Source organism: Microbacterium canaveralium (genome assembly GCF_047238045.1).
Taxonomy (GTDB): domain Bacteria; phylum Actinomycetota; class Actinomycetes; order Actinomycetales; family Microbacteriaceae; genus Microbacterium.
The window spans coordinates 3,050,893-3,075,501 of record NZ_JBDFMA010000003.1 but is presented as its reverse complement, the minus strand read 5'-3'; the positions used below and the strand labels follow the sequence as shown (position 1 = coordinate 3,075,501).

Genomic DNA, 24,609 nt, shown 5'->3' with positions numbered 1-24,609 from the left:
GCCGGCGCGGCGGCGGCCCGGCGGCGGCGGCCCGGTGGCGGCGGTGCGGCGGCGGCGCGCGTGCGCCGAGCTCACCCGTCCTTCCCGAGGTCACCCGATATTCGGCGCAATCGCGGGTGATCTCGCGCAGAGGGAGTGATCTCGCGCACGGCGGCCCCTGGGCGTAGCCTCAGGACCCGCTCAGGCGGAAGCAGGATGGGCGTCGTACCCTGTGCGAATGTCCTTTTCCGCTCACCGGCCGGGCCGCTTCGGCTCCGATGGCCGCATCGAGTTCACGACGGACGAGGAACGCGAGCCCCAGTACCTCGACGACATCCTCGCTCAGCAGCGCGACGAGCCCGACTCCGCCGCCGACGACGTGACCCCCGACGACCCCATCGAGCCGTGGGGTGCGCCGCCCGCCGGTGACGACGACACCGCTCCCTTCGAGTGGCCGGAGCCGGAGCCCGCCGCCGTCGAGCCGTCGACCGAGGATGCCGAGGAGGCTCCCGTCGGCGAGCCCGCTGCCGTCGAGCCGGAAGCCATCGAGCCGGAGCCCGAGCCGGCGCCAGCGCCCCAAGCCTCAGCGCCGGAGCGGCCCGAAGCCGCGCCGTTCCCGGCGCCCGTGGCATCCGGCCCCCGTCCGCCGCGCCTGCGCCGCGCCGACCCCCGCCGCCCGAGCCTCTCGCTCGTGCGGCGCATGGCCGTCCTCGGTGGTGCCGACAACGACGTGCTCGACGAGGTGCCCGAAGAGGTGCCGCGCTTCGTGCAGATGTTCCTCGTGCTGGCGGGGACCGCCCTCGTCTCGGCGCTGTCGATGATGTTCGCGCTGCTCACGGGTGTGCGGGTGAGCATCTTCCTCGCGATTCCGCTCGCGCTGGTGTGGGGCCTCATCATCTTCAACCTCGACCGCTTCCTCACCTCGACCATGCGGTCGACGAAGAACATCTTCCGGTTGCTGGGTCTGGCGTTCCCGCGCGTGATCATGGCGGCGCTCATCGGCATCGTCGTGGCCGAACCGCTCGTGCTGCAGGTGTTCCAGAACGACATCAACCGCGAGGTCAACTCCACCAACGTGACGCAAGCGCTGAGCGACCAGGATGCCGTGACGAGCGGCCCCGAGAAGCAGGCCCTGGATGCCGCCAGCGCCCAGGTCGCAGCGCTCGAGAACCAGGCCGCGACGGGCATCGTGGCCGGAACCTCGTCGACGTCCGCGGAGGCCGCCGCCGCGCAGCAGACCGTCGACCAGCTGACGCAGCAGCTCGCCGCACAGCAGACCGTCATCGACCAGGCGCGGGCGGTGTATCAGTGCGAGCTGACCGGGCAGGGTGCGGGGCAGGTCCCCGGCTGCACCGGTGTCGCCGGCGACGGCGCCAGCTCCGAGGCCGCGCAGGCGCAGCTCGCGCAGGCGCAGTCTGCGTACGACGCGCTCTCCACCCAGCTCCAGCAGGCACAGTCGTCGCTGGCCACGGCGAACTCCGCCGGCGCCGAGGCCGCCGCCGCCTCCGCCGACCAGAACAAGCAGCAGGCACAGGATCAGCTGCCGGCGGCGCGCGCCCAGTACGAGGCAGCGCTGACGGCGTACAACGACCGGGCGGCATCCGTGGCGAACGGCAACGCGGGGGCGGTGGGGCTGCTGAGCCAGATCACCGCGCTCGAGCGGCTCTCGGACCGTGAGCCGACGCTGCGCTGGGCGCACTGGCTCATCGCGGCGTTGTTCTTCATGATCGAGCTGCTGCCCGTGCTCGTGAAGGTGCTCACCGGATTCGGTGGTCCCTCGCTGTACGAGAAGGCCGAGCGCATGCGCGGGCAGATCGCGCTCGACCGGGTCACGGCCCGCACGTTCCGCAAGCGGGCCGATGTGATCGCCGACGAAGCCGCGCGCGTTCCGGCAGGCGTCTGATGGTCGCGTGGAGCGCGGGGCTGCTGCTGTACAGGCGGCATCCCGCGCTCGAGGTGCTCGTCGCCCACATGGGCGGCCCGTTCTGGGCGCGGAAAGACGCAGGCGCCTGGTCGATCCCGAAGGGTGAGTTCGAGCCGAGTGCCGAAGAGCCTCGGGACGCCGCGCATCGTGAATTCGTGGAAGAGCTGGGCGTCGAGCCGCCCGCGGGGGAGTGGGCCGAACTCGGCACCTTCGCGGCCACCTCGAGCAAGAAGCTCGTCGTGTTCGCCGCCGACGGCACCGGGTTCGAGGCATCCGGATTCGTCTTCGGCGAGTTCGAGATGGAATGGCCGCCGCGCTCGGGACGCACCGCGTCGTTCCCCGAGGTCGACCGCGCCGAGTGGACGGGCCTGGATGCCGCGCGCGAACGGCTCGTGAAGGGCCAGCGCCCGCTGCTCGACGCCCTGGAGCGCCTGCGGGCCTGAGGCTGTGTGGCGCCGGAACCCGGCGCGGGCGGGCCGAACTCCTGAGAAACCTTGCGCGACCGCGGCGACAGCCGCGCGCCGACGCGGGCGGGAGCGTTCGGCGGCGCGACTTCTCAGGACTTCGGCCCGGTCGGTCAGCCATCGGAACTCGGCGCACGCCACGCCCGCAACGCCGAGTGTCCAAGACACGCCGTGTGCGGGTGGGCAGCAACGGCGTGTCCTGGACACTCGAGCGAGGAGCATTACGGGCGCAGCAGCACCTTGCCCACGCGCGGCGAGAAGCTCGCGGCCGCGGCGTCGCGGACGTCTTCGAGCGCGAACGTCGCGGCCACGGGAAGCGTCACGGTGCCGTCGGCGAGGTAGCGCGACAGTTCGCCGAAGAGGGCGCCGCGGGTTTCGGCATCCATCGTCTTGCTGACGACGCTGCCCCAGAAGCCCTTCACGGTCGCCTGGCGGAAGATGATGTCGCCGGCGGACAGCTCGAGCTTGCCGGCACCCATCGAGCCGAAGATCACGAGCGTGCCGTTGTCGGACAGCAGCGACAGCACGTCGTTCGCCGACGAGCCGCCGACCGAGTCGACACCGGCGACGACGCGCCCGCCGTCCACGATCGCGAGCGCCTTCTCTCGCCAGTCGTCCGCGTCGGTGGACACGACGTTCTCGATGCCCTGCTGGGCGAGCTCGTCGACGGCGCTCTGGCGGCGGACCAGGCCGAGGACATGGATGCCACGGGCCTTGGCGATCTGCGCGACCATGCGTCCGACGGCGCCGTTGGCGGTGTTCTGCACGAGCCAGTCGCCGGCCTTCAGGTCGAGCGAGTGCAGCAGGCTGATGGCGCTGAAGGGCATCGCGACGAGCTGGGCGGCCATCTCGTCGGGCAGGGCGTCGGGCACGGGGATGAGGCCGGCAGCCGGGGCGACGACGTACTCGGCCCACACGCCGAAGGTGCCGCCGGTGGCGACCCGCTGGCCGATCTGCAGACCCTCGACGCCCTCACCGAGCGCGTCGATGACGCCGACGGCCTCGGTGCCCGCGCGGGCGGGGAGTTCGGGCTTGTACCCGTAGGTGCCGCGGATCGTCCACAGGTCGTGGTTGTGGACCGGCGAGAGCAGGACGCGCAGCCGCACCTGACCGGGGCCGGGCTCGGGGGTCTCGACCTCTTCGACGCTCAGGACGTCGGCCGGTTCGCCGAACTGGGGGTGCACGATCGCGCGCATGGGACTCCTCCGTGGTTATTTTGTAACGACCGGTCTAATATAGACCCGGACCCGGAAGAAGGAAACCCATGGGCAGGATGCCGATGTTCGACCGCCGCGCCGTCGTCGACGCCGCACGCGACGTGTTCTGGCAGCGCGGCTACGCCGAAGCGGGGATCACGGAGCTGGAGGAGGCGACCGGCCTGACCCGGTCGAGCCTGTACAACGCCTTCGGCAGCAAGCGGGGTCTCTTCGACGCCGTGCTCGCGGGGTATCTCGACGACGTCGTGCGCACGCGGCTGCGGCCCCTCGGCGGCGGCGATCCCGGCGCGCTGGAGGCCTACGTCGAGGACATGCGCGCGGCGATCGCCGCCGACAGCCCCCGTGCGCGCCTCGGGTGCCTGCTGCTCAACGCCGGCTCGTCACCGCTCGCGTCCGACGACGCCGACGTGCGTGCCCTCGTCTCGGGATACGCCGCCGAGATGCGCGCCGCCATTCGCGCGGCCGTCGCCGATCGGCGCCCCGATCTCGGATCGGATGCCGTGGACTCGCTGTCCGCGGTGTGTGCGTCGCTCGTCGTGGCGGCGCTGACTCTCGCCCGCGCCGACCGTGACGCGGCGGTGGCGACGCTGGCATCCGTGCCCGCGACGCTGGAGTCGTGGGGCTGACCCCTGGCCGTCGGCTCGGGGCTGCTGCCCGCTCGCCGTCGGCTCGGGGCTGCTCTCCGCTCGCCGTCGGCTCGGGGCTGCTGCCCGCTCGCCGTCGGCTCGGGGCTGCTCTCCGCTCGCCGTCGGCTCGGGGCTGCTGCCCGATCGCCGTCCGCGCCGCGGCGGCGGGTCTGCTTCCGCGAAACGTCATCGCGCTGACGAAACCCCCGCGGGGTGCGCGGCAGTTGTCGGCGCGATGAAGTCTCGGCGATCGAGCCGGGCGGATCCGGGGACGCGACCCGTGCACGGAGCCGGGCCGGCCCCGACCGGGGCGGATCAGCCGAGCTTGACGGCCGTGCCGTAGGCGACGACCTCCTGGAAGTTCTGTGCGACCTCGCTCGTGTCGAAGCGCATCGCGATGACCGCGTCGGCACCGAGCGCCTGCGCCTGCTCGACGAGGCGCTGCTTCGCCTCGTCGCGGCTCTCCTGCAGCTGCTTCGTCAGCCCTTCCAGCTCACCGCCGAAGATCGACTTGAGACCGGCTCCGAACTGGACGCCGATATTGCGCGCGCACGGTGAGGCCGGTGACCTCGCCGTACACCTCGACGATCTGGCGGCCGGGGACATCGTTCATGGTGGTGACGAGCATGCGGCCAGTGTGACACCGACGTCCGCGCCCCCGCTAGGCCGTGTTGATCAAGAGGTTTCGTTCCTCGGTGGGCAAGTCTTGAACGGTGACGCGACAGGAGATCTCTGACGAGGTGTGGGCCGTGATGGAGCCGTTGATGCCGACGGCGACCGGGAGGTCGCGGCCGTGGACAGATCACCGACTCACTGTTGAGGGGATGGCGTGGAAGTACCGCACCGGGGCGCCGTGGCGGGACGTGCCGGATCGGTTCGGGAAGTGGAACTCGATCTACAAGCGGTTCAACCGGTGGGCCGAGGACGGCACCTGGGAGCGACTGCTCGCCGAGGTGCAGAAGCAGGCTGACGCTGCCGGGAAGATCGACTGGGTCGTCTCGATCGACTCCACGATCGCGCGTGTGCATCAGCACGGCGCGACCCTCGCCCGGGACACAGGGGGCTCTGCCGAATCACAAGAATCCGTGGTTCGAGCCGCCTGATCACGGGATCGGCCGCTCCCGGGGCGGGCTCACGACCAAGCTGCACCTGGTCTGCGACGGTCGCGGCCGGCCGCTGGGGATGATGATCACCGGCGGGAACATCAACGACACCACGATGATGACCGCCGTGCTCGAGGACATCCGCGTGCCCCGCGACGGGAAGGGCCGGCCCCGCACCCGCCCCGACCGGGTACTCGCCGATAAGGGCTACCCATCGAAGGCGAACCGGGCATGGCTGCGCGAGCGAGGGATCGCGGCGACCATCCCGGAGCGCGACGATCAGATCGCGCACCGCCGCAAGAAGCCGGGCCGGCCGATCGACTTCGGCGACCAGCAGCAGGAGCGATACAAGGGCCGCAACGTCGTCGAGCGCTGCTTCAACAGGCTCAAGCAGTGGCGTGGCATCGCGATGCGCTCCGACAAGCTCGTCCGCACCTACCGCGCCGCCGTCAGCCTCGCCGCCACGCTGATCTGGATCAAATCAGACTTGATCAACACGGCCTAGGGGACGTTCCCGCCGCGCAGGGGCGGAGGAGGACGGGCACAATGCTGTCATCCCCCTTCCCCGCCCGGAGGTTCGCATGACTTCGAACGACGCCCGCATTGTCCTCGTCTCGGGGGCGCGCACTCCGATCGGCTCCTTCGGCGGAGCGCTGTCGAGCGTCGACGCCCACGAACTCGGGGCCGTCGCGGTCACCGCCGCACTCGAACGGGCGGGGGTGTCGAAGGATGCCGTGGACGAGGTCGTCATGGGTTGCATCGCGCAGATCGGTCCCGACGCGTACAACGCCCGCCGCGTCGCGCTCGCCGCGGGGCTGCCGCCCCGGGTGCCCGCGTTCACCGTGAACCGTCTGTGCGGATCGGGACTTCAGGCGATCTGGTCGGGCGCGCAGGAGCTGCGTTGGGGCGGCGTCGACGTCGTCGTCGCGGGCGGCGACGAGAGCATGTCGCGCACCCCGTTCCTCGAGTACGGTGCCCGCGGAAACGCGCGCCTGGGCGACCGGACGCTCCTCGACGGCACGCTGGCGATCCTCACCGACCCGTTCAGCGGCCGCCACATGGGCACGACCGCCGAGACCGTGGCATCCCGGTACTCGGTGTCGCGGGAGGAGCAGGACGCCTTCGCCGTCGAGAGCCAGCGCAGGGCGGCCTTGGATGCCAGCCGCGCGGCGTTCGCGGAGGAGATCGTGCCCGTGACGACCGGCGGGAAGCGGCAGGTCGAGGTGGCGGTGGACGAGCATCCGCGGCCCGGAACGACGCTCGACGTGCTCGCGGGGCTGCGGCCTGCCTTCGAGCGGGAGGGGACGGTGACCGCCGGGAACTCGTCGGGGATCAACGACGGGGCCGCCGCGACCGTGCTCATGCGGGACGAGGACGTGCGCGAGCGCGGGCTCACGGGCCTCGCGACGCTCGAAGCCGTGACCACCGCGGGCGTCGACCCCGAGATCATGGGCTACGCCCCGGTGCTGGCGCTCCAACGGCTGTGGGATCAGACCGGTCTCACGTCGGCCGACGTCGACGTGATCGAGCTGAACGAGGCGTTCGCGGCGCAGGCGGTCGCGGTGATCCGCGACGCGGGCCTCGACCCCGAGAAGGTCAATCCGTACGGCGGCGCGATCGCGCTCGGGCACCCGGTCGGGGCGACCGGCGCGATCCTCACCGTGCGTGCCGCGCTCGACCTGCACCGCCGCGACCTGGAGTACGCCGTCGTGACGATGTGCATCGGCGGCGGTCAGGCCCTCGCCGCGCTGCTCCGGCGCTTTTAGCCGCGTGAATCGCCAGAATTTGTCGCCTCGGGACCGATCGAAGCGACAATTCCTGGCACCTCGCGCGAGCGGTCACCGCCCCGCAACCTGGTGTCGGGCCTTCGCGTGAGTCGCCACGATTTGTCGCCTGGGCGCCTCTCGAGGCGACAAATCGTGGCACCTCACGCGAGACGGAACGGCCCTCACCCCGAAGGGTGAGGGCCGTTCCGGCGGTGAGCGTCAGACCGTGCGGCGCTTGCGCAGGGCGAAGGCCAGACCACCCGCAACCACGAGGAACGCGCCCCCGAGGGCCAGACCCCACGGAACCTCGGTACCCGTCGTGGCCAGCGCGCCCTTCTGCCCGGGAGCGGCGCTCGGCGTCGCCGTCGGCGTCGGGGACGTCGTCGGGGTGGGGGTCGGCGTCGGGGTGGGAGTCGGCGTCGGCGTCGGCGTGGTGCCCTCGTCGACCGGCTGCGTGCCCTTCAGGTAGGCCCGACCCAGGGGCGACGGCGCGACCGTGCCCTTGGCGGCGAAGAAGTCCGCCGTGGCCTGCAGGTCGATCTGGCCCGAGTCGGCCTTGCCCGTGCCCTGAGCGAAGGCGGTGAAGTTGTCGCCGCCCGCCGCGAGGAACGAGTTGGTCACGACGCGGTACGACGCGGCCGGGTCGATCGGCGTGCCGTTGAGCTTCATCGACAGGATGCGCGATCCGGCCGCGGCGGCCGGGTCGTACTCGAAGGTGAAGCCCTTCGAGACGCCGAGCGCGAGCACCGGGCGCGACGCGCCGGCCGGCTGCCACTGCTGCTCGAGCACCGACTTCAGCTGGGCGCCGGTGAGCGAAAGGGTCACGAGCGTGTTGCCGAAGGGCTGCACGTTCGCGGCCTCGCGGTACGAGACCGAGCCGTTGTCGGTGCCGTACAGCAGGTCGGCGCGGAGTCCGCCGGGGTTCATGAACGAGATCTGCGCGTCCTCCCCGTTGAACGAGGGGTTCTCGCTCGTCGCCCACAGGTACACGTCGGCGACGGTGTTGCCGAGCGTCGAGTAGGCGCCGCGGTCCTCGCCGCCCGAGGAGTTGACCGCACGCGTGATGTCGCCCGTGATGGTACCGACCTCGACCTGGCCCTTCACGTCGGCGGTGGCCTTGGCATCCGCCACGATCTTCGCGACCTGGGTCTGCGGGTAGGCGATCCACTGCGAGACGGTGGAGTCGTTCAGCGCCCGCACGCCCGGCGTGATCGAGACGAGCTTGCTGGCGTCGTCGAGGTCGATGTCGAGCAGGCCGAGGTTGGTGCCGTACTGGCCCGTCTGGATGACGGAGCGACCGCCGATGGTGCACGCGTACTTCTGGTGCGTGTGCGCCGAGACGATGGCATCCACGTCGCTCGAGGCGCCCCGGACGAGGTCGCCGAAGTCGCCGGACTCGGTGGCGATCTTGCTGCAATCCGTGCCCTCGGATCCCTCGTGGGCGAGGAGGATCACGACGTCGGCGCCGGCCGCGCGGGCGTTCTTCGCCTCGCGGTTGGCCGCCTCGACCTGGTCGCCGAACTCGATCTCGGTGATCTTCGAGGGGTCGACCATGCCGGCGGTCTGGCGGGTGACGGTGCCGACGAAGGCGACCTTCGTGCCGCCGACCTCCTTGATCGTGTACGGCTTCAGGGCGGGGGTCTTGGTGCCCTTCTCGTACACGTTCGCTCCGAGCGCGAAGTCGCTGGAGTCGCCGGTGTTGCCGCCGTAGGCAGGGATGACCCGGTCGGTCAGGTCGGCGAAGCCGCGGTCGAACTCGTGGTTGCCCACGACGCTGACGTCGAGCGTCGCAGCCTTCAGGGCCTTGATGGTCGGGGTGTCCTGGTCGATGAACGACTCGAACGCGCTCGCGCCGATGTTGTCACCGGCCGAGACGAACAGCGTGTTCGGGTTCTGCTGGCGGTACTTCTCGACCGCGCCGGCGAGCACTCCCGCGCCCGCGACGCCGCCGGTCTCCTGCAGCAGGCGACCGTGGAAGTCGTTGATCGTCAGGATCTGCAGGTCGGGGGTCTTCGGCTGCGTCGGGCGCACCTCGAAGACGGTGGTCGAACCCGAGACCTCGTTGCCGGTGATGAGCAGCGGGATGCCGGTGGGCGAGCGCAGCGCGGAGACGAAGGCGATGCCCTCCGGGCCGAGGTCGCCGGCCGCGGCCGTCTTCACGTCTGCGGAGGCGTCGCGGTTGTTCACGTACGTCACGTACGTCGCGTTCTTCGGGTCGGTGATGTCGTAGACCATGACGCCGCCCGCGCGCTCGAGACCGATGAACGCGTAGGTGCGGCCGTCCACGACGCCGATCGCGACGTTCTCGGGCTCCGGTCCCTTGTCGTCGCTGCGGTCGTCGACGGTGTTGTTGTCGTTCGAGACGTTGAACAGCTCGGGAGCGACCTCCTTGAGCTTCTGCTCGAAGTCGTCGCCGGAGTCGAAGACGAGGGCACCCTTGGTGTCCCAGATCGAGAACGAGCGCCCGCCGTAGGCGTAGAGCTCGCTGTAGCAGCCGTCGGCGGTCTTGCCGAGGTCGGTGACGACCTTGAGGCGTCCGAGATCGGCATCGGCCGCGCGGCCGGCCAGCGGGGAGGTCTCGCAGATCGCGGCGAGGTCCTTCTTGCCGAAGTCCTTGATGCGGGCCTCGTCGATGAAGTCGCCCCACTCGCGGCCGTCGCCCTCGTTGGCGGTGACGAGGTAGGTCGCGGCCTTGCCGTCGACGCTCGCCGAGTACGAGGCGATCCCGTCGGGCATGTACAGGCCCTTCAGGCCTGGCACCGACCGGATGTCGATCTTGCCGTCCTTGTCGCTCGTGTCGAGCACGTTCCCGGCGGCGCCCCAGTCCTTGTACCCGAGTGGCAGGATGCCGGTGACCTCGGCCTTGGTCAGGTCGACCGTCGCGACCGCGTTCGCCTCCTGCAGCGTGACGTACGCGACCGTGCCATCGACGGTGATGTACTCGGGCTCGAGGTTGCGCGAGACGCGGTTCGCCGACAGCGCCGTCGTGCCCTGGTCGGGCGCGGCGACGTCGGGGCCGAAGATGCGGACCTTCGGGTCGAGCGTCTTGGACCCGCCCGGCTCGAACGCGCGGAACCCCGCGGTCTTGACGGCGGACTGCGCCGGGGCGGTGAGGGTGGATGCCACGGCGACGACGCTGACCGAACCCTCGGGGTCGGTGGAGAAGTCGTCGGCCGGCTCGCCCTCGTTGGCGACGACGACGGACGTCCCGTCCTTGGAGAACGTCACCATGTCGGGGAGGGCGCCGACGGTGACCTCGCCGAGCTTCGCGCTCGAGGCGTCGTCCTTGTTGGCGTCGAAGAACATGAGGTGACCGGCGGCGGTCTTGTCCTCGGCCTCGAAGGCGACGACGCCCAGGCCGTCGTCGCGGACGGCGACGGAGTTGGCGACACCGGTCGAGGCGATGTCGAACAGCTTCGTGGGGTTCTTCGGGTCGCTGTTGTCGAGCACCGTCACGGTGCCGGCCTGGGCGTTCACGACGAAGAGGCGATCGCGGTACGCCTGCACGATCTCGGCGGCGGACTCCTTGTAGACGCCGGTGTCGTAGGAGCCGACCGGGGTCAGGCCGATCGCCGCGCCGGACGCGCTGTTCGAGATGGGTGTGGGGACGAGGGCGGCCGAAGCCGCCGTCGCGCTCGAGAGGGCGAGCGCGCACACCGCCGAGGCGGTCGCAGTCAGTGCGACGGCGCGGCGGAGGAACGTCGAAGGCATGGATGTCCTCGGGTGCGGGGATGGGGTGGAACGAGCGGTGCGGGGGCGCCGAACGCCTTCACTGTGCCCAGTGGGGGTGACATCCCGGTGAACGGGGCGGGAAGGGACGGGGGTGGATGCCGCGATGTGACCGATCGGATCGACGCGGTTCCCCGCGGGACTAGCCTGATTGCGTGACCGATTCGCCCGCCGGAGCGCACCCCGATGAACCGCACCGCCAGGGACTCGCGCAGCGCCTGAACTGGCTGCGCGCGGGAGTCCTCGGCGCGAACGACGGCATCGTGTCGACGGCGGCCGTCGTCGTCGGTGTCGCCGGCGCGACGAGCGAGGTCGGTCCTGTCCTCATCGCGGGGCTGGCCGCCCTCGTCGGTGGCGCGATCTCGATGGCGCTCGGCGAGTACGTATCGGTGTCGAGCCAGCGCGACAGCGAGCACGCCCTCATCCAGAAGGAGAGCCGCGAGCTCGCGGACGACCCCGAGGCCGAGCTCGCCGAGCTCGTCGGGCTGTACGAGGCGCAGGGCCTGAGCCGCGAGACCGCGACGCGCGTGGCGACCGAGCTCACGGCATCCGATGCCCTCAAAGCCCACCTGTCGGTCGAGCTCAACATCGACGTCGACGACGTGGTCAGCCCGTGGGCGGCCGCCCTCGCCTCGGCGGTGGCGTTCACGATCGGGGCGATCCTGCCGATGCTGACGATCCTGCTCGTCCCGGTCGAGGCGCGCGTGCCGCTGACGTTCGTCGCCGTGCTCATCGCGCTCGCGGTGACCGGCTATCTCGCCGCGTGGATCGGCGGCGCGCGCCGCGGCCGTGCGATCCTGCGCACCGTCATCGGCGGCGCGCTCGCGCTCGGCGCGACGTACGGGGTCGGCGCGCTCTTCGGGGTGGCGACGGGTTGATCACGCGTCGACGGTGAGCGGAAGCCCTCCGGCGATGTCGGGGGAGCGTGCGACGATGCCAGGGAAGGCCACCGATCACGACGGGAGTGACATGACCGACGAGCATGCCGGCGACCGCAACGCCGCGTACGAGACGATCCGGGTCGAGCAGCGCGGGCGGGTGGGGTGGATCACCCTCGACCGCCCCGAGGCGCTCAACGCATTGAACTCGCAGACCATGGTCGAGGTGGTCGCGGCGGCCACGGCGTTCGACGACGCTCCCGACATCGGGGCGATCGTCGTCACGGGCTCCGAGAAGGCGTTCGCGGCGGGAGCCGACATCAAAGAGATGGAGTCGATGTCGGGGCTCGACATGACCCTGACCGACCACTTCGGGCCGTGGCGGCGCTTCGCCGCCGTGCGCACTCCCGTCATCGCGGCGGTGTCGGGCTACGCCCTCGGCGGCGGGTGCGAGCTCGCCATGATGTGCGACATCATCCTGGCGTCCGATCGGGCGAAGTTCGGGCAGCCCGAGATCCAGCTCGGCGTCATCCCGGGACTGGGCGGCACGCAGCGCCTCGTGCGGGCGATCGGCTCCTACAAGGCCGCCGACATGGTTCTCACGGGGCGCATGATCGACGCCGCCGAGGCCGAACGCGCGGGTCTGGTCTCGCGGATCGTTCCCGCCGCTGACCTGCTCGACGAAGCGGAGGCGGTCGCACGCACGATCGCCGAGAAGTCGCTTCCGGCGCTGTACGCGGCGAAGGCGGCGCTCGACGTGGCGCTGGAGTCGACCCTGGCCGAGGGCCTGCGTTTCGAGAGGCAGGCGTTCGCCTCCCTCTTCGACACCGCCGACCAGAAGGAAGGCATGGCGGCGTTCCGCGAGAAGCGCGGACCGAACTTCTCCCACCGGTGAGGGAGACGGGCGCTTACCACCGTCGCGTTCGGCGACCAATCCCGCGCCGCGCGCGGTCGGGAGACGGGCGGGTTCGGTATCGTCGGGAGGTCAGTCCCCGCTCCGGCCCTGAGAAGTAGATGGCCTCCACACCCCGCAACCCGCAGCGCGGGTCGTCGCGCGTCCTCGGCGATCTCACGGTCGCGCAATGGATCGGATCCGTCGTGCTCCTGAGCGCGGCGGCGCTCGTGCTCGCGGTGTTCGTCGTGCTGATCGCTCGCGTGCTCGTGTCGCTCGGGCCGTTCCGCGACTTCCTCGTCGCCTACCCCGGGACGTACGCGCTCCCGGACGTCGCACCCGTCGGCATCCCGGCGTGGCTCGGCTGGCAGCACTTCCTGAACAGCCTGTTCCTCCTGCTCGTCATCCGTTCGGGGCTCCAGTTCCGCCGACAGAAGCGCCCGGATGCCTTCTGGTCGCCGCGCGGCAACAAGCGGCGCCGCATCAGCCTCGCGCTGTGGTTCCACCAGGCGATCGACGTCCTGTGGATGGCCAACGGCGTCGTGTACGTCGTGCTGCTCTTCGCGACGGGGCAGTGGATGCGGATCGTCCCGACGTCGTGGGAGGTCTTCCCGAACGCGGTGTCGGCCGCGCTGCAGTACGCCGCGCTCGACTGGCCGACGGAGAACGGCTGGGTGAACTACAACAGCCTTCAGCAGCTGTCGTACTTCGCGATCACCTTCGTCGCGGCGCCGCTGGCGATCGTCACGGGTGTGCGGCTCTCGGGCGTGTGGCCGAAGGGCGCCGAGCGCCTGAACCGTCTGTTCCCCGCGGAGTGGGCGCGTCGCATCCACTTCCCCGTGATGCTGTTCTTCGTCGTCTTCATCGCCGTGCACGTGTTCCTCGTGCTCGCCACCGGCGCGCTGCGCAACCTCGACCACATGTACGCCGCGCGCGGCTCGGTCGACCCCGACGCCTTCGCCGCCGACCCCACCGGCCTGCTGTTGTTCGCGGCATCCCTGCTGGTGATGGCGGCCGCGTGGATCGCGGCCCGTCCGTCGTTGCTGATCCCCGTCGCGCGCCTGTTCGGCGACGTCAAGCAGCGCTGACGCGTCGCCTGGGCGCCGGCCGCGCGCGTGGGCGCCGGCGCTGCGCGTGGGCGCCGGCCGCGCGCGTGGGCGCCGGCCGCGAGAGCCCACGATCCGGTCGAGCGCACACGATGCGGACGTCCCGATCGCGCGCTCTCGACCGGATCGTGGGCGTTGAGCGCGCGTCGCCCCGTGGCGGCCACGCCGGCGCGCGCCCGCGGCGCCCACGCCGGCGCGCGGGCCCGCGGCGCCTACCCGGGCGCGCGCTACGCCGGCCGTGCAGCGGCCGCGGCGTGCAGGCCGCGGTGGATGAGCTCGACACCGAACGCGAAGTCGGCATCGGGGACGTGCGCCGCGCCGGGGGCGACGACGCCGACGCTGTCGTACTGCAGGCGTTGCTGCTCGTGCCAGACGTGGCCGAGGACGAAGTGCAGCAGGGTCGTCGCGGCACGGGTCGCGACCTCGGGGGAGAAGCCCTGAGCGGTCACGGCGGCGGCGAGGCGATCCAGGGCGGTGGTCGAGCCGAGGCCGAGCGCGAGCGTGCTCGAGACGACCTCGGCTCCGTCGCGGTAGGCGAGCAACGCGCCGCGCAGGGCGCGGGCTTCGGCGACGACGCCGGATCCGCGCACGAGGGATGCCGCTTGCCCGACGATCCGGTCGGACAGTTCGGCGAGGAGCGACTGCTTGTTGGGGAAGTGCCAGTACAACGCGCTCGGCTGGACGTCGAGCCGCGTCGCGAGACGGCGCATCGTGAGGTCGGCGAGCCCGTCGTCGTCGAGGATCCGCAACGCCGCACGAGCGACGTCGTCGGCGGAGTGGCCGCGAGGGCGTGCGGGGGGCGTCACGGATATGAGTATAGTGAACGCCGTTCAGGTGAACACCGTTCAGGTAAGGATCGACATGACCTCCCCCTCCCGCTTCCGCGCTCCGGATGCCACCGATCTCGCCCGCGTGGCCGTGCTCGCCGCCTTCATCGCGGTCCTGGGTCTGCCGGGCAGCTTCCCGGTGTTCGGCGGTGTGCCCATCACCGCGCAGACCCTGGGCGTCATGCTCGCCGGCGCGATCCTCGGGCCGTGGCTCGGCGCGCTGTCAGTCACGGTCCTCCTCGTGCTCGTTGCCGTCGGGCTTCCGCTGCTGGCGGGCGGCCGCGGCGGGTTCGCGGTGTTCGTCGGGCCGACTGCGGGATACGCGCTCGGCTGGATCTTGGGAGCGATCGTGGTCGGACTCATCGTCCACGCGGGCAATCGACGCCCGGTCTGGTGGCGCACCGCGATCGCGATGGTCGCCGGCGGTGTCGTGGCGATCTACGCGCTCGGCATCCCCGTGCAGAGCCTCGTGACGCGCCTGCCGCTCGGAGACACCGTCCTGGCGAGCCTCATCTTCCTGCCCGGCGATCTGCTGAAGGCCGCGATCGCGACGATCGTCGTGACGCTCCTCGTGCGTGCGTACCCGCGCGGATTCCGTCGGCAGTGGCGAGCGGCGCCGGTCGAGGAGCCCGTCCACGCGTGATCCTTCACTGTCGTGATGTGGGCGTGCGCCTCGACGGGCGCGAGGTCCTGCGCGGCGTGACCCTCGATCTCGAGGTCCGCACGATCGCGGTGATCGGCGACAACGGCTCGGGGAAGTCGACGTTCGCTCGCGTGCTCGCCGGTCTCGTCCGCCGCGACACCGGCGACGTGCGGGTGCTCGGACTCGATCCGGATCGGGATGCCTCCGAGCACCGCCGCCGCGTGGCCCTCGTGCTGAGCAATCCCGACGCGCAGATCGTCATGCCGGTGGTGTCGGAGGACGTCGCCTTCTCGCTCCGCCCCGAGCGCCTGCCCAGGGCGGAGCGCGCGGAGCGGGTCGCCCGCGCCCTCGACCGGTTCGGGCTCACCGATCTCGCCGAGCGGCCCGCGCACGACCTCTCCGGCGGACAGAAGCAATTGCTCGCGCTGTGCGGTGCGTTCGTGCGAGAGCCCGACCTCGTGGTGGCCGATGAGCCGACGGCCTTCCTCGACGGGCGCAACGCTCGCCGCGTCGCCGACCACCTTCTCGCCGACACCGGCCACGCGCTCGTCCTCGTCACCCACGATCTCGGCCTGGCGCGGCGGTGCGACGCCGCCGTGCTCTTCACCGACGGGCGCGTGACCGCGGCGGGTGTGGCATCCGAGGTCGTCGACACCTACGAGCGGGCCCTGGCGTGCTGAGCCTCTACCGTCCGGGTGACGGCATCCTGCACCGCCTGCCCGCGGGGCCGAAGATGCTGTTGCTCGCCGTCGCGGCGGTCGCGCTCGCCGCCCTGCCGACGGTCGCGTGGGCGGCGGCGGTGTGCGCCGGCGCGGTGCTCGCGGCCTACCTGGTCTCGGGAGTCGGCCTGCGTGAGCTCGGTCGACAGGTCTGGGGTCTTCGCTGGATCATCGCGGTCACCGCGATCGGCCAGCTGCTCTTCCTCGGTCCCGAGCCCGCCCTGGCCAACACCGCGCGCGTTACGGCTGCTCTTCTCGTCGCGGCGCTGCTGCCCCTCACGACGCGCGTGGACGACATGCTCGACGCCCTCGAGCGCGGCCTCGGTCCGCTCCGCCGGATCGGGATGGATGCCGAGCGCGCAGCGCTGCTCCTCGCGGTGACGATCACGACGATCCCCGTCCTCGCGCGGCTCGCCGCCGAGGTGCGCGAGGCGCAGCGCGCGCGGGGCGTCCGCCCGTCGCTGCGCGCGGGCGTGGTGCCGTTCGTCGTGCTGTCGCTTCGACACGCCGACCAGCTCGGCGAGGCCCTGGCCGCGCGCGGCGTCCGCTGACCCCCCGCCCCGCTGAACCTCGTCCCACTTATGGCTGCTTGGAGGCGGTGGGAGTGACCATAAGTGGGACACGCACCGCCAGAAGTGGGACGAGGTGCACTGCCGCTGCGAGGGGCGGTGCGGGGCGGCGAGGGGCGGTGCTGGGCGGCGAGGGGTGGTGCTGGGCGGTGCGGGGTGGCGTGCGGTGGGTGTGGAGCCCCCGCACCGCTGAACCTCGTCCCACTTATGGCTGCTTGGAGGCGGTGGGAGTGACCATAAGTGGGACACGCACCGCCAGAAGTGGGACGAGGGGGGTGCAGCAGCGACGCCGCCCCGACGGACGCGGGTCAGTGGCGGGTCAGTCGGCGGCTCGGCCCGCCGCGAAGCCGGCGGCGTAGGCCTCGTCGGAGCCGAGGGCGAACATGTCGCGCTCGGCCGGGCGCACGATCGAGCGCGCTCCGGGCAGGTCGAGGTCGCCGACGAGGTCGGCGCGCCCGCGCACGACGGCGACGGGGAGGCGGGCGGCCTTCCCCTTCACGAGGTCGGTGGCACCGGCGATCTCGTCGGCCACGCACGGCAGCGTCACCATGAGCGGGCGGCCCTCGGCATCCACCGTCCCGCGCAGGTCCTCGAACACGTGCACGCCCGCGGCGCCGATCGCGTGGTCGGTCTGACCTTCGCGCCAGGCTCGGCCGAGGGTGTCGGTGATGAGCACGCCGACACGGGGGCCGGCCGCGCGGAGCCCCTCGGCGATGCGACGCGCGGACGCGTCGGGGTCTTCGGGCAGCAGCAGCACGGTTCCCTCGGGGGTGTTGCTGGCGTCGACGCCCGCGGCGGCCGAGACGATCCCGAGACGGTTCTCGACGATGCGCGTCACGTGTCCCGCCGGGGAAGTGCGGGATGCCACGAGCCGGACGGTCTCGCGGGTGATCGCGTCCTCGCGGTCGTCGGCACGGAGGATGCGGCCCTCGGCCTTCGACACGATCTTGCTGGTGATGACGACGATGTCGCCGTCACGCAGATCGGAGCCGTCGCGAGAGTCGGCGTCGATCGCCGCCCGGATCACGGTGACGAGGTCGGCGCCCGGCGCGATCTCGCCGATGCCCTCCAGGGCCCAGATCTGCAGCACGTCAGCGGACGAAACGCACCTCGGTGAGCTCCTCACCGAGGAACGGCTCCACGTGCGACGCGCCGTCGAGGGAGAACCCGTTGCGGGCGTAGAAGCGGTGGGCGCGGGGGTTGTCCTCGGCGACCCACAGGTAGAGCTCTTCGCCCTCGTCGACGGCGGCGTCGAAGAGCTGCTGGCCGATTCCCGTCCCGTGGTAGGCGTCGAGCAGGTAGATGAAGTACAGCTCGCGCGCGCGGGGGGCGTCGTCCTCGCGGGCCGGGCCGGAGCCGACGAAGCCGACGATCTCGCCGTCGACGAGCGCCGCGCGCATCCGGTAGTCCTCGCCCTGAGAGGCCCAGTGGGTCCACAGCTCGGCCATGCGCTTGGGGGAGACCGCTTCGAGCGCGGCGGTGCTAATGAGGTGGTCGTACGTTTCGTGCCAGCACGTCGCGTGCACGCGGCCGAGGGCCTCGGCATCCACATCGCGCACCGGACGGACGACGATGTCGGTTCGGGGTTCCGCAGTCATGGCGCGACTCTACGCGGACGTTCCGCGACCGGGAAATCGAACGTCGACGACCCCGCGATGCGCTAGGGCGGGGCATCCTGCCAGACTCGCGTGCCACGATCCCGGGCATGATCGCGCGCCCCGCCCTGACGTCGGTCGAGGCTCGCATCGACGCGTTCGCGAACCGGCTGCTGCGCTCCGCTCCCGCGACGGGAGCACGGGCGCGCCTCGTCGAGTTCGCGGTGTTCGTGCTCAAGCAGGCGTGGGCGTGCGTGTTCGGCGCGGCCTTCCTCGCGGTCGTTCTCGCGGCGAAGCTCTGGTACCCCGACGACGCGGTGCTCGCCCGCAACGACGCGGTCACGATCGCCGCCGTCGCGATCCAGGTGGCGATGGTCGTCGGCCGCCTCGAGACGCTGCGCGAGCTCCGCGTCATCGTGCTGTTCCACGTGGTCGGCACGGTGATGGAACTGTTCAAGACCGACGTCGGGTCCTGGATGTACGCGGCGGACGGCGTCCTGCGGCTCGGCGGCGTCCCGCTCTACAGCGGCTTCATGTATGCCGCGGTCGGCAGCTACATGGTGCGGGTCTACCGGTTGTTCGACCTGCGGTTCTCGCGCTACCCGCGGCGGTGGGTCACGGCGGTCGCGGCCGCCGCGATCTACGCCAACTTCTTCACCCACCACTGGATCGTCGACCTGCGGTGGGTGCTCATGCTCGCTGTCGTCGCGCTCTGGTGGCGCACGACGATGCACTTCCGTTTCTTCCGCGGAACGTTCCGGATGCCGCTTCTCCTCGCCTTCGCCGGGGTCGCGGTGTTCATCTGGCTCGCCGAGAACATCGCGACCTACGCGGGTGCCTGGCTCTACCCCTCGCAGGTGGGCGGATGGCATCCGGTCGACGCGTCGAAGCTGTCGTCGTGGTTCCTGCTGATGATTGTGTCGGTCGTCCTGGTGGCCTGGGTGTACCCACCACGGCCGCCCGAGCCGCTCGCGTTGTCTGCTGTGCACAAAGGAATCGCCGAGTCGTAGGCGAATCACTACGCTCGCGGCTCGTGAACGTCCTCTGGCGCACCCTCCTCGTCCTCCTCCGCGCGCGGCGTCGTCTGCGCCGCGAAGGGCCCATCGACCCGAACACGATCGGACGGATGCGCGTGCGCGTCCTCCCGACCGACATCGACCTGCTGCGCCACCTGAACAACGGGCGGTACCTGTCGCTGTTCGATCTGGGGCGGTGGGACCTGCTCACGCGCACCGGGATCGCCGGGGCGATGAAAGCGCACGGGTGGTACGCGGTCGTCGCGGCCGAGACGATCACCTTCCGCCGGTCGCTGGAGCTGTGGCAGCGGTTCGAGCTCGAGACGCGCATGCTCGGCCACGACGACCGCGCCGTCTACCTCGAGCACCGCGCCGTGGTCGACGGCGAGATCTTCGCGCGCGCGATCATCCGGGCCCGCATCCTGCGCCGCTCGGGCGGCACCGTGCCCCACGAGGAACTCTTCGCCGCGATCGAACGCCCCGAGGGCGTGCCCGACGTCGAACCGTGGGTGCACGACTGGGCGGCGGCCTCCGCCCTCCCCTCGACGAAGCGGCCCGCGCCGAGCGACTGGCGCTGAGCCTTCTGCTGCGTGAGTCGCCACGATTTGTCGCCTCGGACCCCGGCCAGGCGACAAATCGTGGCGACTCGCGCGGCTCGGGCGTCAGCCCGAGAGCCCGAAGCGCGCGTCGAGCCACGCGACCTGGCGCGCCCAGTGCCGGCTTCCGCCGCCCTCGTGGCCGTTGTAGGGGTACACCTCGATCGCCGCATCCTCGGATGCCAGGGCGTGGAACGCCGCGAAGACGCCGGACGGCAGCACGATGTCATCCATCAGGGCGACGGAGAAGAACGCGGGAACCTGAATGCGTCGGGCGAGGATCGCCCCGTCGATGTGGGACAGCGTGTGCAGGGCTGCCGCCGTGTCGTCGCGGTGGATCGAGAGCCAGCGCGTGACCTCGGTGAACGGCGCGGAGGGCGTGCGCACGATCGCGTTCGGGATGTCGCACAGGAACGGCACGTCCGGCATGACCGCGGCCACGCGGTCGCCCGACAGTGCCGCCGCGGCGATCGACAGCGCGCCGCCCTGGCTGCCGCCGGTGACCGCGACGCGGGTGGCATCCACTCCCGGCAGCTCGCGCACGACGTCGACCAGGCGAGCGGCGTCGGTGTACAGGCGGCGGTAGTAGTACTCGCGGGGATCGTGGATGCCGCGGGTCATGACGCCGGGGTAGGCGGCGGTGGACCCGTGCGGGTCGGGGGTGTCGCCGATGCTCCAGGTCGAACCCTGACCGCGCGTGTCCATGATGACGTGGACGTATCCGGCTGCCGCCCAGGCGATCTTGTCGCCGGGCAGACCCCGGCCACCGCCGTAGCCGATGAACTCCACGACCGCCGGCAGCGGTTCGTCGCCGTGCGGGCGAACGACCCATCCGCGGATCTCGTCGCCGGCGTATCCGGTGAAGGTCAGGTCGTGCACCGACAGCGCGCGCACCGGACCCGCCACGGGAGTGAGGGTCGCGGGGCGAGCGGCGGCGCGCGCCTCGGCCAGGGTCTCGGTCCAGAAGGCATCCAGTCCCTCCGGCTCGAGGAGCTCGGGGCGGTACTCGTGCAGCAGGTCCAGCGGCATGTCGGTGAAGGTCTGAGCCATGGCGATCTCCAGTGGTCGGGGCGAGTCGACAGTAGCGAAAGGAAGCACCCCCGCGTATCGCGATGCGGAATCCGGTGTCACGGTCGGCGGCGCCTCCTCGCCCGCGTGTCGATTCCGTGCCGTGCGGCGGGGCCGCCGCGGCCGCGCGAGCGCGGTGCCTAGGCTGTGGAGCATGAGCGAGAACGACCCGCACGCGCACGGTTCCCTGCTCTCCGGCGACGCGGTCGAGCGCGCGGTCGCGCTGGCCGCGACGTTCGCCGAGACGGTCTCCCCAACTCCCTCGCCGTTCGCGTCGCCCGACGCCGCACGCTTCCTCGCGCGGGCCGCTGACGGCATCCTGCGTCCGGAGGGAACGACCGCCCCCGCCGCCGCCCTGCACCGGCTCGCTGCCGACGTCCCCTCCGCGCTGCCGTGGGTGGTGCGCAGCGCCCTCCAGCTCGGCGGTGCGATCGCGCCCGTTCTCCCCGCCCCGGCCGTGCCGCTGGCCCGCCGAGCGCTCGCCGACACGGTGTCCCGCCTCTCCCTCGACGCGCGCAGCGACCGCCTCGGCCCCGGGCTCGCCTCCCTTCGCGCCGACGAGGTCACCCCCGACCTCCGGCTCGTCGCCCCGGCCGTGCGCGGCGAGACGGCTGCCCGGCACCGCTTCGACGGCATCCGCGCCCTCGTCGCCCGCGAGGACGTGGACCGCATCTCCGTCGCCATCCGCGACGTGGTGAGCGGACTGTCGCGGTGGGCCTTCGAGGCCGACGTCGAGCATGCCGCCGAGCGACTCCTGCCGCTCTTCCTGGATGCCGTCGGCTCGGGCACGCGCGTCACGCTCGTCGTCGAGGGACGCGACGATCTCGACCTCACCGTCGCCGTCCTCATCCGCGTGCGGGAGGAGCCGCGCCTGCACGACGCCCCCGCCGGGATCGCGCTGCCCGTCAGCGTCCCCGAGTCGCTCGGCGCGCTCCGGGAGCTCGCCGCGTGGGCACGCGTTCGAGTGGCGGAAGGCGGAGCGCCGCTCGCGGTGCGACTCGACGACGCCGTGCCCCCCACCGACGACGCCCTGCGGGCGGCACGGCACGGCTGGCCCGCTCCCGCGGTCACCGCGACCACCGACCGGGACGCGCTCGCCGTCGCGACCGTCCGGGAGGCGCTCGGCCGTCGTGCGACGGAGGGGCTGCGGGTCGAGTTCGCGACCGTCGACCCGGTACGCGCGGCGATCGTCCGAACGCTCGCGGAGTCGGCGGACGCCGCGATCGACCTCGCGCTGCCGCTCGGCACGGGGTGGGGCATCGACGGGCCCCATGCGGTCCTCGCCCCGGTGGTCCACCCCGACGACGCCGATGCCGTCGTGGCGACCCTGGCCGTGCGCGTCGCCGATCGGAACCCGTCCGACGACGGCGAGGTCGAGGCCCGCATCGCCGCCGCCCTCGCCGTGCCCGACGCGGCGCCCGTCCCGCCGCGCCCGCCGCACCGGGGTGTGGCCCCGACACCGCCGATCCTGCGCGAGCCCGCCGCCGACGATGCCGCCGAGCCCGGCCTCACGCAAGCGGTCCTCGGCATCGCCCGCGACGCCGCGCCCGGCGACACCTCCGCGCTCCGACCCGACGTGCAGCAGATGCTCTTCGGCGGGCAGGCGTTCGTCGACACGGCGGTGTTCTCGGTCCGTGAGACCGCGGAGCTCTCCGGTGCGGCGCCGGGCTTCCGCAATGCCGCCGAAGCCGACCCGAGCGTCCCGGAGGACCGGGCATGGGCCCACGACGTCCTCGCCGCGGTTCCCGGATCCACCGCCGGTGATGCGACCGCGGCAGCCGGTCGCGTCGATGACGCGGCGGGCCTCGACGCGGTGGTCGCCCGTGTCCGGGAGGCCTCCGACGAGTGGGGGAGCCGGGCCGCGACCGATCGCGCCGCCGTGATCGAGGCGGCCTCCCGTTCGCTCGCCGAACGGCGCGCCGAGCTGGTCGAAGTCCTCGTGTCCGAGGGTGGGGCGCTGTTCGCCGAAGCCGACGCCGAGGTCGACGTCGCCGTGGACGCGGCCGCCTACTATGCCGCGACGGCGAAAGAACTCGACCGCGTGGCCGGCGCGGTGTTCGTGCCCGACCGGGTGACCGTCGTCGCCCCGCGGTGGAACTCGTCCGTCGGGCTGTGCGCCGCCGAGACCCTCGCGGCGCTCGCCGCCGGGTCGAGCGTCGTACTGACACCGTCGCCGCGGGCCCGACGGGCGGGAGCCGTCGTCGCCGAGGCGCTGTGGGCGGCGGGTGTCCCGCGCGACGCGCTCGCCTACGTCGACCTGAACGAAGAGGCATCCGGTCGGGCTCTCGTCGTGCACCCCGGCGTCGATCGCGTCCTGCTCGCGGGAGCACGCGCGACCGCAGAGAGGTTCCTCCAGTGGCGCCCCGACCTGCCGGTGCAGGCACTGACGGCCGGCCGCAACGCCGTGATCGTCGCGCCCTCGGCCGATCTCGACCGCGCGGTCGCGGACATCGTCGAGGGCGCGTTCGCGCGGGCGGGTCAGGCGGCGACCGCGACCTCGCTGGTCATCCTCGTCGGCGCGGTGGCGCGGTCGGCCCGGTTCCTCGCTCAGCTCAAGGATGCCGTCGGGTCGCTGCGGGTCGGACCCGCCGACGACCCGCTGTCCGACGTCGGGCCGCTCGTCGAGGAACCCGCGGGCGATGTCCGCCGGGCACTGACCGTTCTGGCCGACGGCGAGCGGTGGCTCGTCGAGCCGCGAGAACTCGACCTCGGGCCCGAGACAGCCGGTCGTTTCTGGACCCCGGGCGTGCGCACGGGCGTGAACGCGGGGTCGCCCCTGACCCAGAGCGGCGTCGCCGCGCCGGTGCTCGGCATCCTGCACGCCCCCACTCTGGCCCGCGCGATCGAGCTCCAGAACGTCGTGGGGTCGGGCTTCGTCGCCGGGCTGCACACGCGCGACGCGGCCGATCTGGAGCTGTGGCTCGACACCGTCGACGCGGCCGTGCTGCGGGTGAACCGTTCCACGACGGGCGCCGCGGTGCAGCGCGAGCCGCTGGGCGGCTGGGGTGCCGCGGCCGTCGGCCCCGGAACGATGTCGGGGGGACCCAACCGGCTCGTGGCGCTGGGGGCATGGCGGCCGTCGTCGGGCGGCCCCGCGTCGTCGACGCTGCACCTGCGCGGTCTCGACACGCGCATCTCGTCGCTGATCGAGGCCGCTCAGCCCACGCTCGATTACGCCGCGTTCGAATGGCTGCGTCGGGGTGCGCTGTCGGACGCCGTCGCGTGGGACCGCGAGTTCGGGAGGGTCAAGGACGCCTCGCATCTGGGCCTCGAGCGCAATCTCTTCCGGTACCGTCCCGCCGACGTCGCGGTGCGGGCCACGGCGGACGCACCCTGGCAGGCGGTGCTGCGCGTGCTCGTCGCTGCCGTGCGGTCCGGTTCACGCTTCCGTCTGAGCACGCCCGTGGGGCTGCCGGGCGACGTGCGGCGCCTCCTGGGCGAGAGCGCGGTGCCCGTGTCGGTCGAGACGGACGTCGAGTGGCTGCAGCGGATGTCGGGTGGCATCCCGGATGCCGACCCGACCGACGACCTCGCGGCGGTCGACGCCGCCCCGGCCGAACCGCGTCCCTCGCGCGTGCGACTCGTCGGTACGCCGGCATCCGTCGACGCCCTCCGCGCGGCCCTGGCCGAGACCATCGGCGGCGACCCCGCCGTGACGGTCTACGCGGGCGAGGTGACCACGGCCGGCCGCATCGAGCTGCTGCCGTTCCTGCGAGAGCAGGCCGTGTCGATCGAGGCGTTCCGCTTCGGCCTCCGCGACCCCTGGAGCGCCGAGGTCATCTGACGCGGCGCCGGTGTCCCCGCCCGGCCGCGTGCCCGCCCGGCCGAAAGCACACGATCCGTGCGAGCGCGCACGTTCCGGGCGCTCCGAACCGGTGCTTTCGACCGGATC

General features: G+C 72.1%; 20 protein-coding genes and 1 pseudogene. 14 read left to right on the top strand and 7 right to left on the bottom strand.

Annotated elements, in window-relative coordinates; all coding sequences use genetic code 11:
* Nucleotides 1–217 precede the first annotated feature (217 nt).
* Both ABC271_RS15605 and ABC271_RS15600 read left to right on the top strand, forming a co-directional pair.
* On the top strand, nt 218–1,882 hold the full coding sequence (locus ABC271_RS15605; RefSeq protein WP_412925751.1) for a DUF4407 domain-containing protein: 1,665 nt from the start codon (nt 218–220) through the stop codon (nt 1,880–1,882).
* Nucleotides 1,882–2,346: an NUDIX hydrolase gene (locus tag ABC271_RS15600; RefSeq protein WP_412925750.1), complete on the top strand. Its 465-nt coding sequence runs from the start codon at nt 1,882–1,884 to the stop codon at nt 2,344–2,346. Before ABC271_RS15605 ends, ABC271_RS15600 begins: the two co-directional genes overlap by 1 nt.
* Nucleotides 2,347–2,588: 242 nt before the next feature.
* Here ABC271_RS15600 and ABC271_RS15595 read toward each other — a convergent pair whose 3' ends face one another.
* Entirely contained in the window at nt 2,589–3,563 is a 975-nt protein-coding gene (locus tag ABC271_RS15595) for a zinc-binding dehydrogenase (RefSeq protein WP_412925749.1), read from the bottom strand.
* Between the two features lie 68 nt (nt 3,564–3,631).
* Here ABC271_RS15595 and ABC271_RS15590 point away from each other — a divergent pair, with 68 nt between their 5' ends.
* Nucleotides 3,632–4,210, top strand: a complete 579-nt coding sequence (locus ABC271_RS15590; RefSeq protein ID WP_412925748.1) for a TetR/AcrR family transcriptional regulator — start codon at nt 3,632–3,634, stop codon at nt 4,208–4,210.
* Between the two features lie 315 nt (nt 4,211–4,525).
* On the opposite strand, the pseudogene ABC271_RS15585 reads toward ABC271_RS15590, so the two are convergent.
* Nucleotides 4,526–4,823, bottom strand: a pseudogene (locus tag ABC271_RS15585) (YbjQ family protein).
* Nucleotides 4,824–4,962: 139 nt separating this feature from the next.
* Here ABC271_RS15585 and ABC271_RS15580 point away from each other — a divergent pair.
* Together ABC271_RS15580 and ABC271_RS15575 are read left to right on the top strand one after the other, a co-directional pair.
* A protein-coding gene (locus ABC271_RS15580; RefSeq protein WP_412926097.1) for an IS5 family transposase occupies nt 4,963–5,818 on the top strand; the annotation gives its coding sequence in 2 pieces (ribosomal slippage) (nt 4,963–5,280 and nt 5,282–5,818; 855 coding nt in all).
* Between the two features lie 76 nt (nt 5,819–5,894).
* Complete coding sequence (locus tag ABC271_RS15575) at nt 5,895–7,079, top strand: thiolase family protein (protein ID WP_412925747.1); 1,185 nt, start codon at nt 5,895–5,897, stop codon at nt 7,077–7,079.
* 219 nt (nt 7,080–7,298) lie between these two features.
* Here ABC271_RS15575 and ABC271_RS15570 read toward each other — a convergent pair whose 3' ends face one another.
* Nucleotides 7,299–10,790: a choice-of-anchor I family protein gene (locus ABC271_RS15570; RefSeq protein WP_412925746.1), complete on the bottom strand. Its 3,492-nt coding sequence runs from the start codon at nt 10,788–10,790 to the stop codon at nt 7,299–7,301.
* 173 nt (nt 10,791–10,963) lie between these two features.
* Here ABC271_RS15570 and ABC271_RS15565 point away from each other — a divergent pair, with 173 nt between their 5' ends.
* From ABC271_RS15565 to ABC271_RS15555, 3 genes are all read left to right on the top strand, one after another.
* Nucleotides 10,964–11,686 (top strand): VIT1/CCC1 transporter family protein, encoded by a 723-nt coding sequence (locus ABC271_RS15565; protein ID WP_412925745.1) that lies wholly within the window; start codon nt 10,964–10,966, stop codon nt 11,684–11,686.
* Between the two features lie 91 nt (nt 11,687–11,777).
* The gene (locus ABC271_RS15560) at nt 11,778–12,581 is read left to right on the top strand and encodes an enoyl-CoA hydratase (RefSeq protein ID WP_412925744.1); all 804 of its coding nucleotides are present in this window, start codon (nt 11,778–11,780) and stop codon (nt 12,579–12,581) included.
* Between the two features lie 119 nt (nt 12,582–12,700).
* On the top strand, nt 12,701–13,666 hold the full coding sequence (locus tag ABC271_RS15555; protein WP_412925743.1) for a cytochrome b/b6 domain-containing protein: 966 nt from the start codon (nt 12,701–12,703) through the stop codon (nt 13,664–13,666).
* Nucleotides 13,667–13,911: 245 nt separating this feature from the next.
* Here ABC271_RS15555 and ABC271_RS15550 read toward each other — a convergent pair whose 3' ends face one another.
* A complete protein-coding gene (locus ABC271_RS15550) occupies nt 13,912–14,490 on the bottom strand; it encodes a TetR/AcrR family transcriptional regulator C-terminal domain-containing protein (protein WP_412925742.1) in 579 nt (192 codons plus the stop codon).
* A 55-nt stretch (nt 14,491–14,545) separates the two neighbouring features.
* Between ABC271_RS15550 and ABC271_RS15545 the strand changes: the two genes are divergently transcribed.
* From ABC271_RS15545 to ABC271_RS15535, 3 genes are read left to right on the top strand one after another with little or no spacing between them, the layout of a single operon-like run.
* The gene (locus ABC271_RS15545) at nt 14,546–15,154 is read left to right on the top strand and encodes a biotin transporter BioY (RefSeq protein WP_412925741.1); all 609 of its coding nucleotides are present in this window, start codon (nt 14,546–14,548) and stop codon (nt 15,152–15,154) included.
* Entirely contained in the window at nt 15,151–15,834 is a 684-nt protein-coding gene (locus ABC271_RS15540) for an energy-coupling factor ABC transporter ATP-binding protein (protein ID WP_412925740.1), read from the top strand. The genes ABC271_RS15545 and ABC271_RS15540 overlap by 4 nt, the downstream gene beginning before the upstream one ends.
* Entirely contained in the window at nt 15,828–16,424 is a 597-nt protein-coding gene (locus ABC271_RS15535) for a CbiQ family ECF transporter T component (protein ID WP_412925739.1), read from the top strand. Before ABC271_RS15540 ends, ABC271_RS15535 begins: the two co-directional genes overlap by 7 nt.
* Before the next feature lie 337 nt (nt 16,425–16,761).
* Here the strand turns inward: ABC271_RS15535 and cofE are convergent, their stop codons facing one another.
* On the bottom strand, nt 16,762–17,532 hold the full coding sequence (gene cofE / locus ABC271_RS15530) for a coenzyme F420-0:L-glutamate ligase (protein WP_412925738.1): 771 nt from the start codon (nt 17,530–17,532) through the stop codon (nt 16,762–16,764).
* Nucleotide 17,533: 1 nt separating this feature from the next.
* A complete protein-coding gene (locus ABC271_RS15525; RefSeq protein ID WP_412925737.1) occupies nt 17,534–18,040 on the bottom strand; it encodes a GNAT family N-acetyltransferase in 507 nt (168 codons plus the stop codon).
* Between the two features lie 107 nt (nt 18,041–18,147).
* Here ABC271_RS15525 and ABC271_RS15520 point away from each other — a divergent pair, with 107 nt between their 5' ends.
* Nucleotides 18,148–19,047, top strand: a complete 900-nt coding sequence (locus tag ABC271_RS15520) for a DUF817 domain-containing protein (RefSeq protein ID WP_412925736.1) — start codon at nt 18,148–18,150, stop codon at nt 19,045–19,047.
* A gap of 23 nt (nt 19,048–19,070) precedes the next feature.
* Nucleotides 19,071–19,631, top strand: coding sequence for an acyl-CoA thioesterase (locus ABC271_RS15515; protein ID WP_412925735.1), 561 nt, complete (start codon nt 19,071–19,073; stop codon nt 19,629–19,631).
* An 84-nt stretch (nt 19,632–19,715) separates the two neighbouring features.
* On the opposite strand, the gene ABC271_RS15510 is transcribed toward ABC271_RS15515, so the two are convergent.
* Nucleotides 19,716–20,699: an acetylxylan esterase gene (locus ABC271_RS15510; protein ID WP_412925734.1), complete on the bottom strand. Its 984-nt coding sequence runs from the start codon at nt 20,697–20,699 to the stop codon at nt 19,716–19,718.
* A gap of 172 nt (nt 20,700–20,871) precedes the next feature.
* On the opposite strand from ABC271_RS15510, the gene ABC271_RS15505 reads away from it, so the two are divergent.
* Nucleotides 20,872–24,501 (top strand): aldehyde dehydrogenase family protein, encoded by a 3,630-nt coding sequence (locus ABC271_RS15505; protein WP_412925733.1) that lies wholly within the window; start codon nt 20,872–20,874, stop codon nt 24,499–24,501.
* Nucleotides 24,502–24,609 lie beyond the last annotated feature (108 nt).

Bases quoted from the DNA above. Each gene is read 5' to 3' on its own strand.
- ABC271_RS15590 (WP_412925748.1), top strand. From the start codon at position 3,632: ATGGGCAGGATGCCGATGTTCGACCGCCGCGCCGTCGTCGACGCCGCA.
- ABC271_RS15510 (WP_412925734.1), bottom strand. From the start codon at position 20,699: ATGGCTCAGACCTTCACCGACATGCCGCTGGACCTGCTGCACGAGTAC.
- ABC271_RS15600 (WP_412925750.1), top strand. From the start codon at position 1,882: ATGGTCGCGTGGAGCGCGGGGCTGCTGCTGTACAGGCGGCATCCCGCG.
- ABC271_RS15570 (WP_412925746.1), bottom strand. From the start codon at position 10,790: ATGCCTTCGACGTTCCTCCGCCGCGCCGTCGCACTGACTGCGACCGCC.
- ABC271_RS15555 (WP_412925743.1), top strand. From the start codon at position 12,701: ATGGCCTCCACACCCCGCAACCCGCAGCGCGGGTCGTCGCGCGTCCTC.
- ABC271_RS15525 (WP_412925737.1), bottom strand. From the start codon at position 18,040: ATGACTGCGGAACCCCGAACCGACATCGTCGTCCGTCCGGTGCGCGAT.
- ABC271_RS15505 (WP_412925733.1), top strand. From the start codon at position 20,872: ATGAGCGAGAACGACCCGCACGCGCACGGTTCCCTGCTCTCCGGCGAC.
- ABC271_RS15545 (WP_412925741.1), top strand. From the start codon at position 14,546: ATGACCTCCCCCTCCCGCTTCCGCGCTCCGGATGCCACCGATCTCGCC.
- ABC271_RS15520 (WP_412925736.1), top strand. From the start codon at position 18,148: ATGATCGCGCGCCCCGCCCTGACGTCGGTCGAGGCTCGCATCGACGCG.
- ABC271_RS15595 (WP_412925749.1), bottom strand. From the start codon at position 3,563: ATGCGCGCGATCGTGCACCCCCAGTTCGGCGAACCGGCCGACGTCCTG.
- ABC271_RS15575 (WP_412925747.1), top strand. From the start codon at position 5,895: ATGACTTCGAACGACGCCCGCATTGTCCTCGTCTCGGGGGCGCGCACT.
- ABC271_RS15560 (WP_412925744.1), top strand. From the start codon at position 11,778: ATGACCGACGAGCATGCCGGCGACCGCAACGCCGCGTACGAGACGATC.
- ABC271_RS15605 (WP_412925751.1), top strand. From the start codon at position 218: ATGTCCTTTTCCGCTCACCGGCCGGGCCGCTTCGGCTCCGATGGCCGC.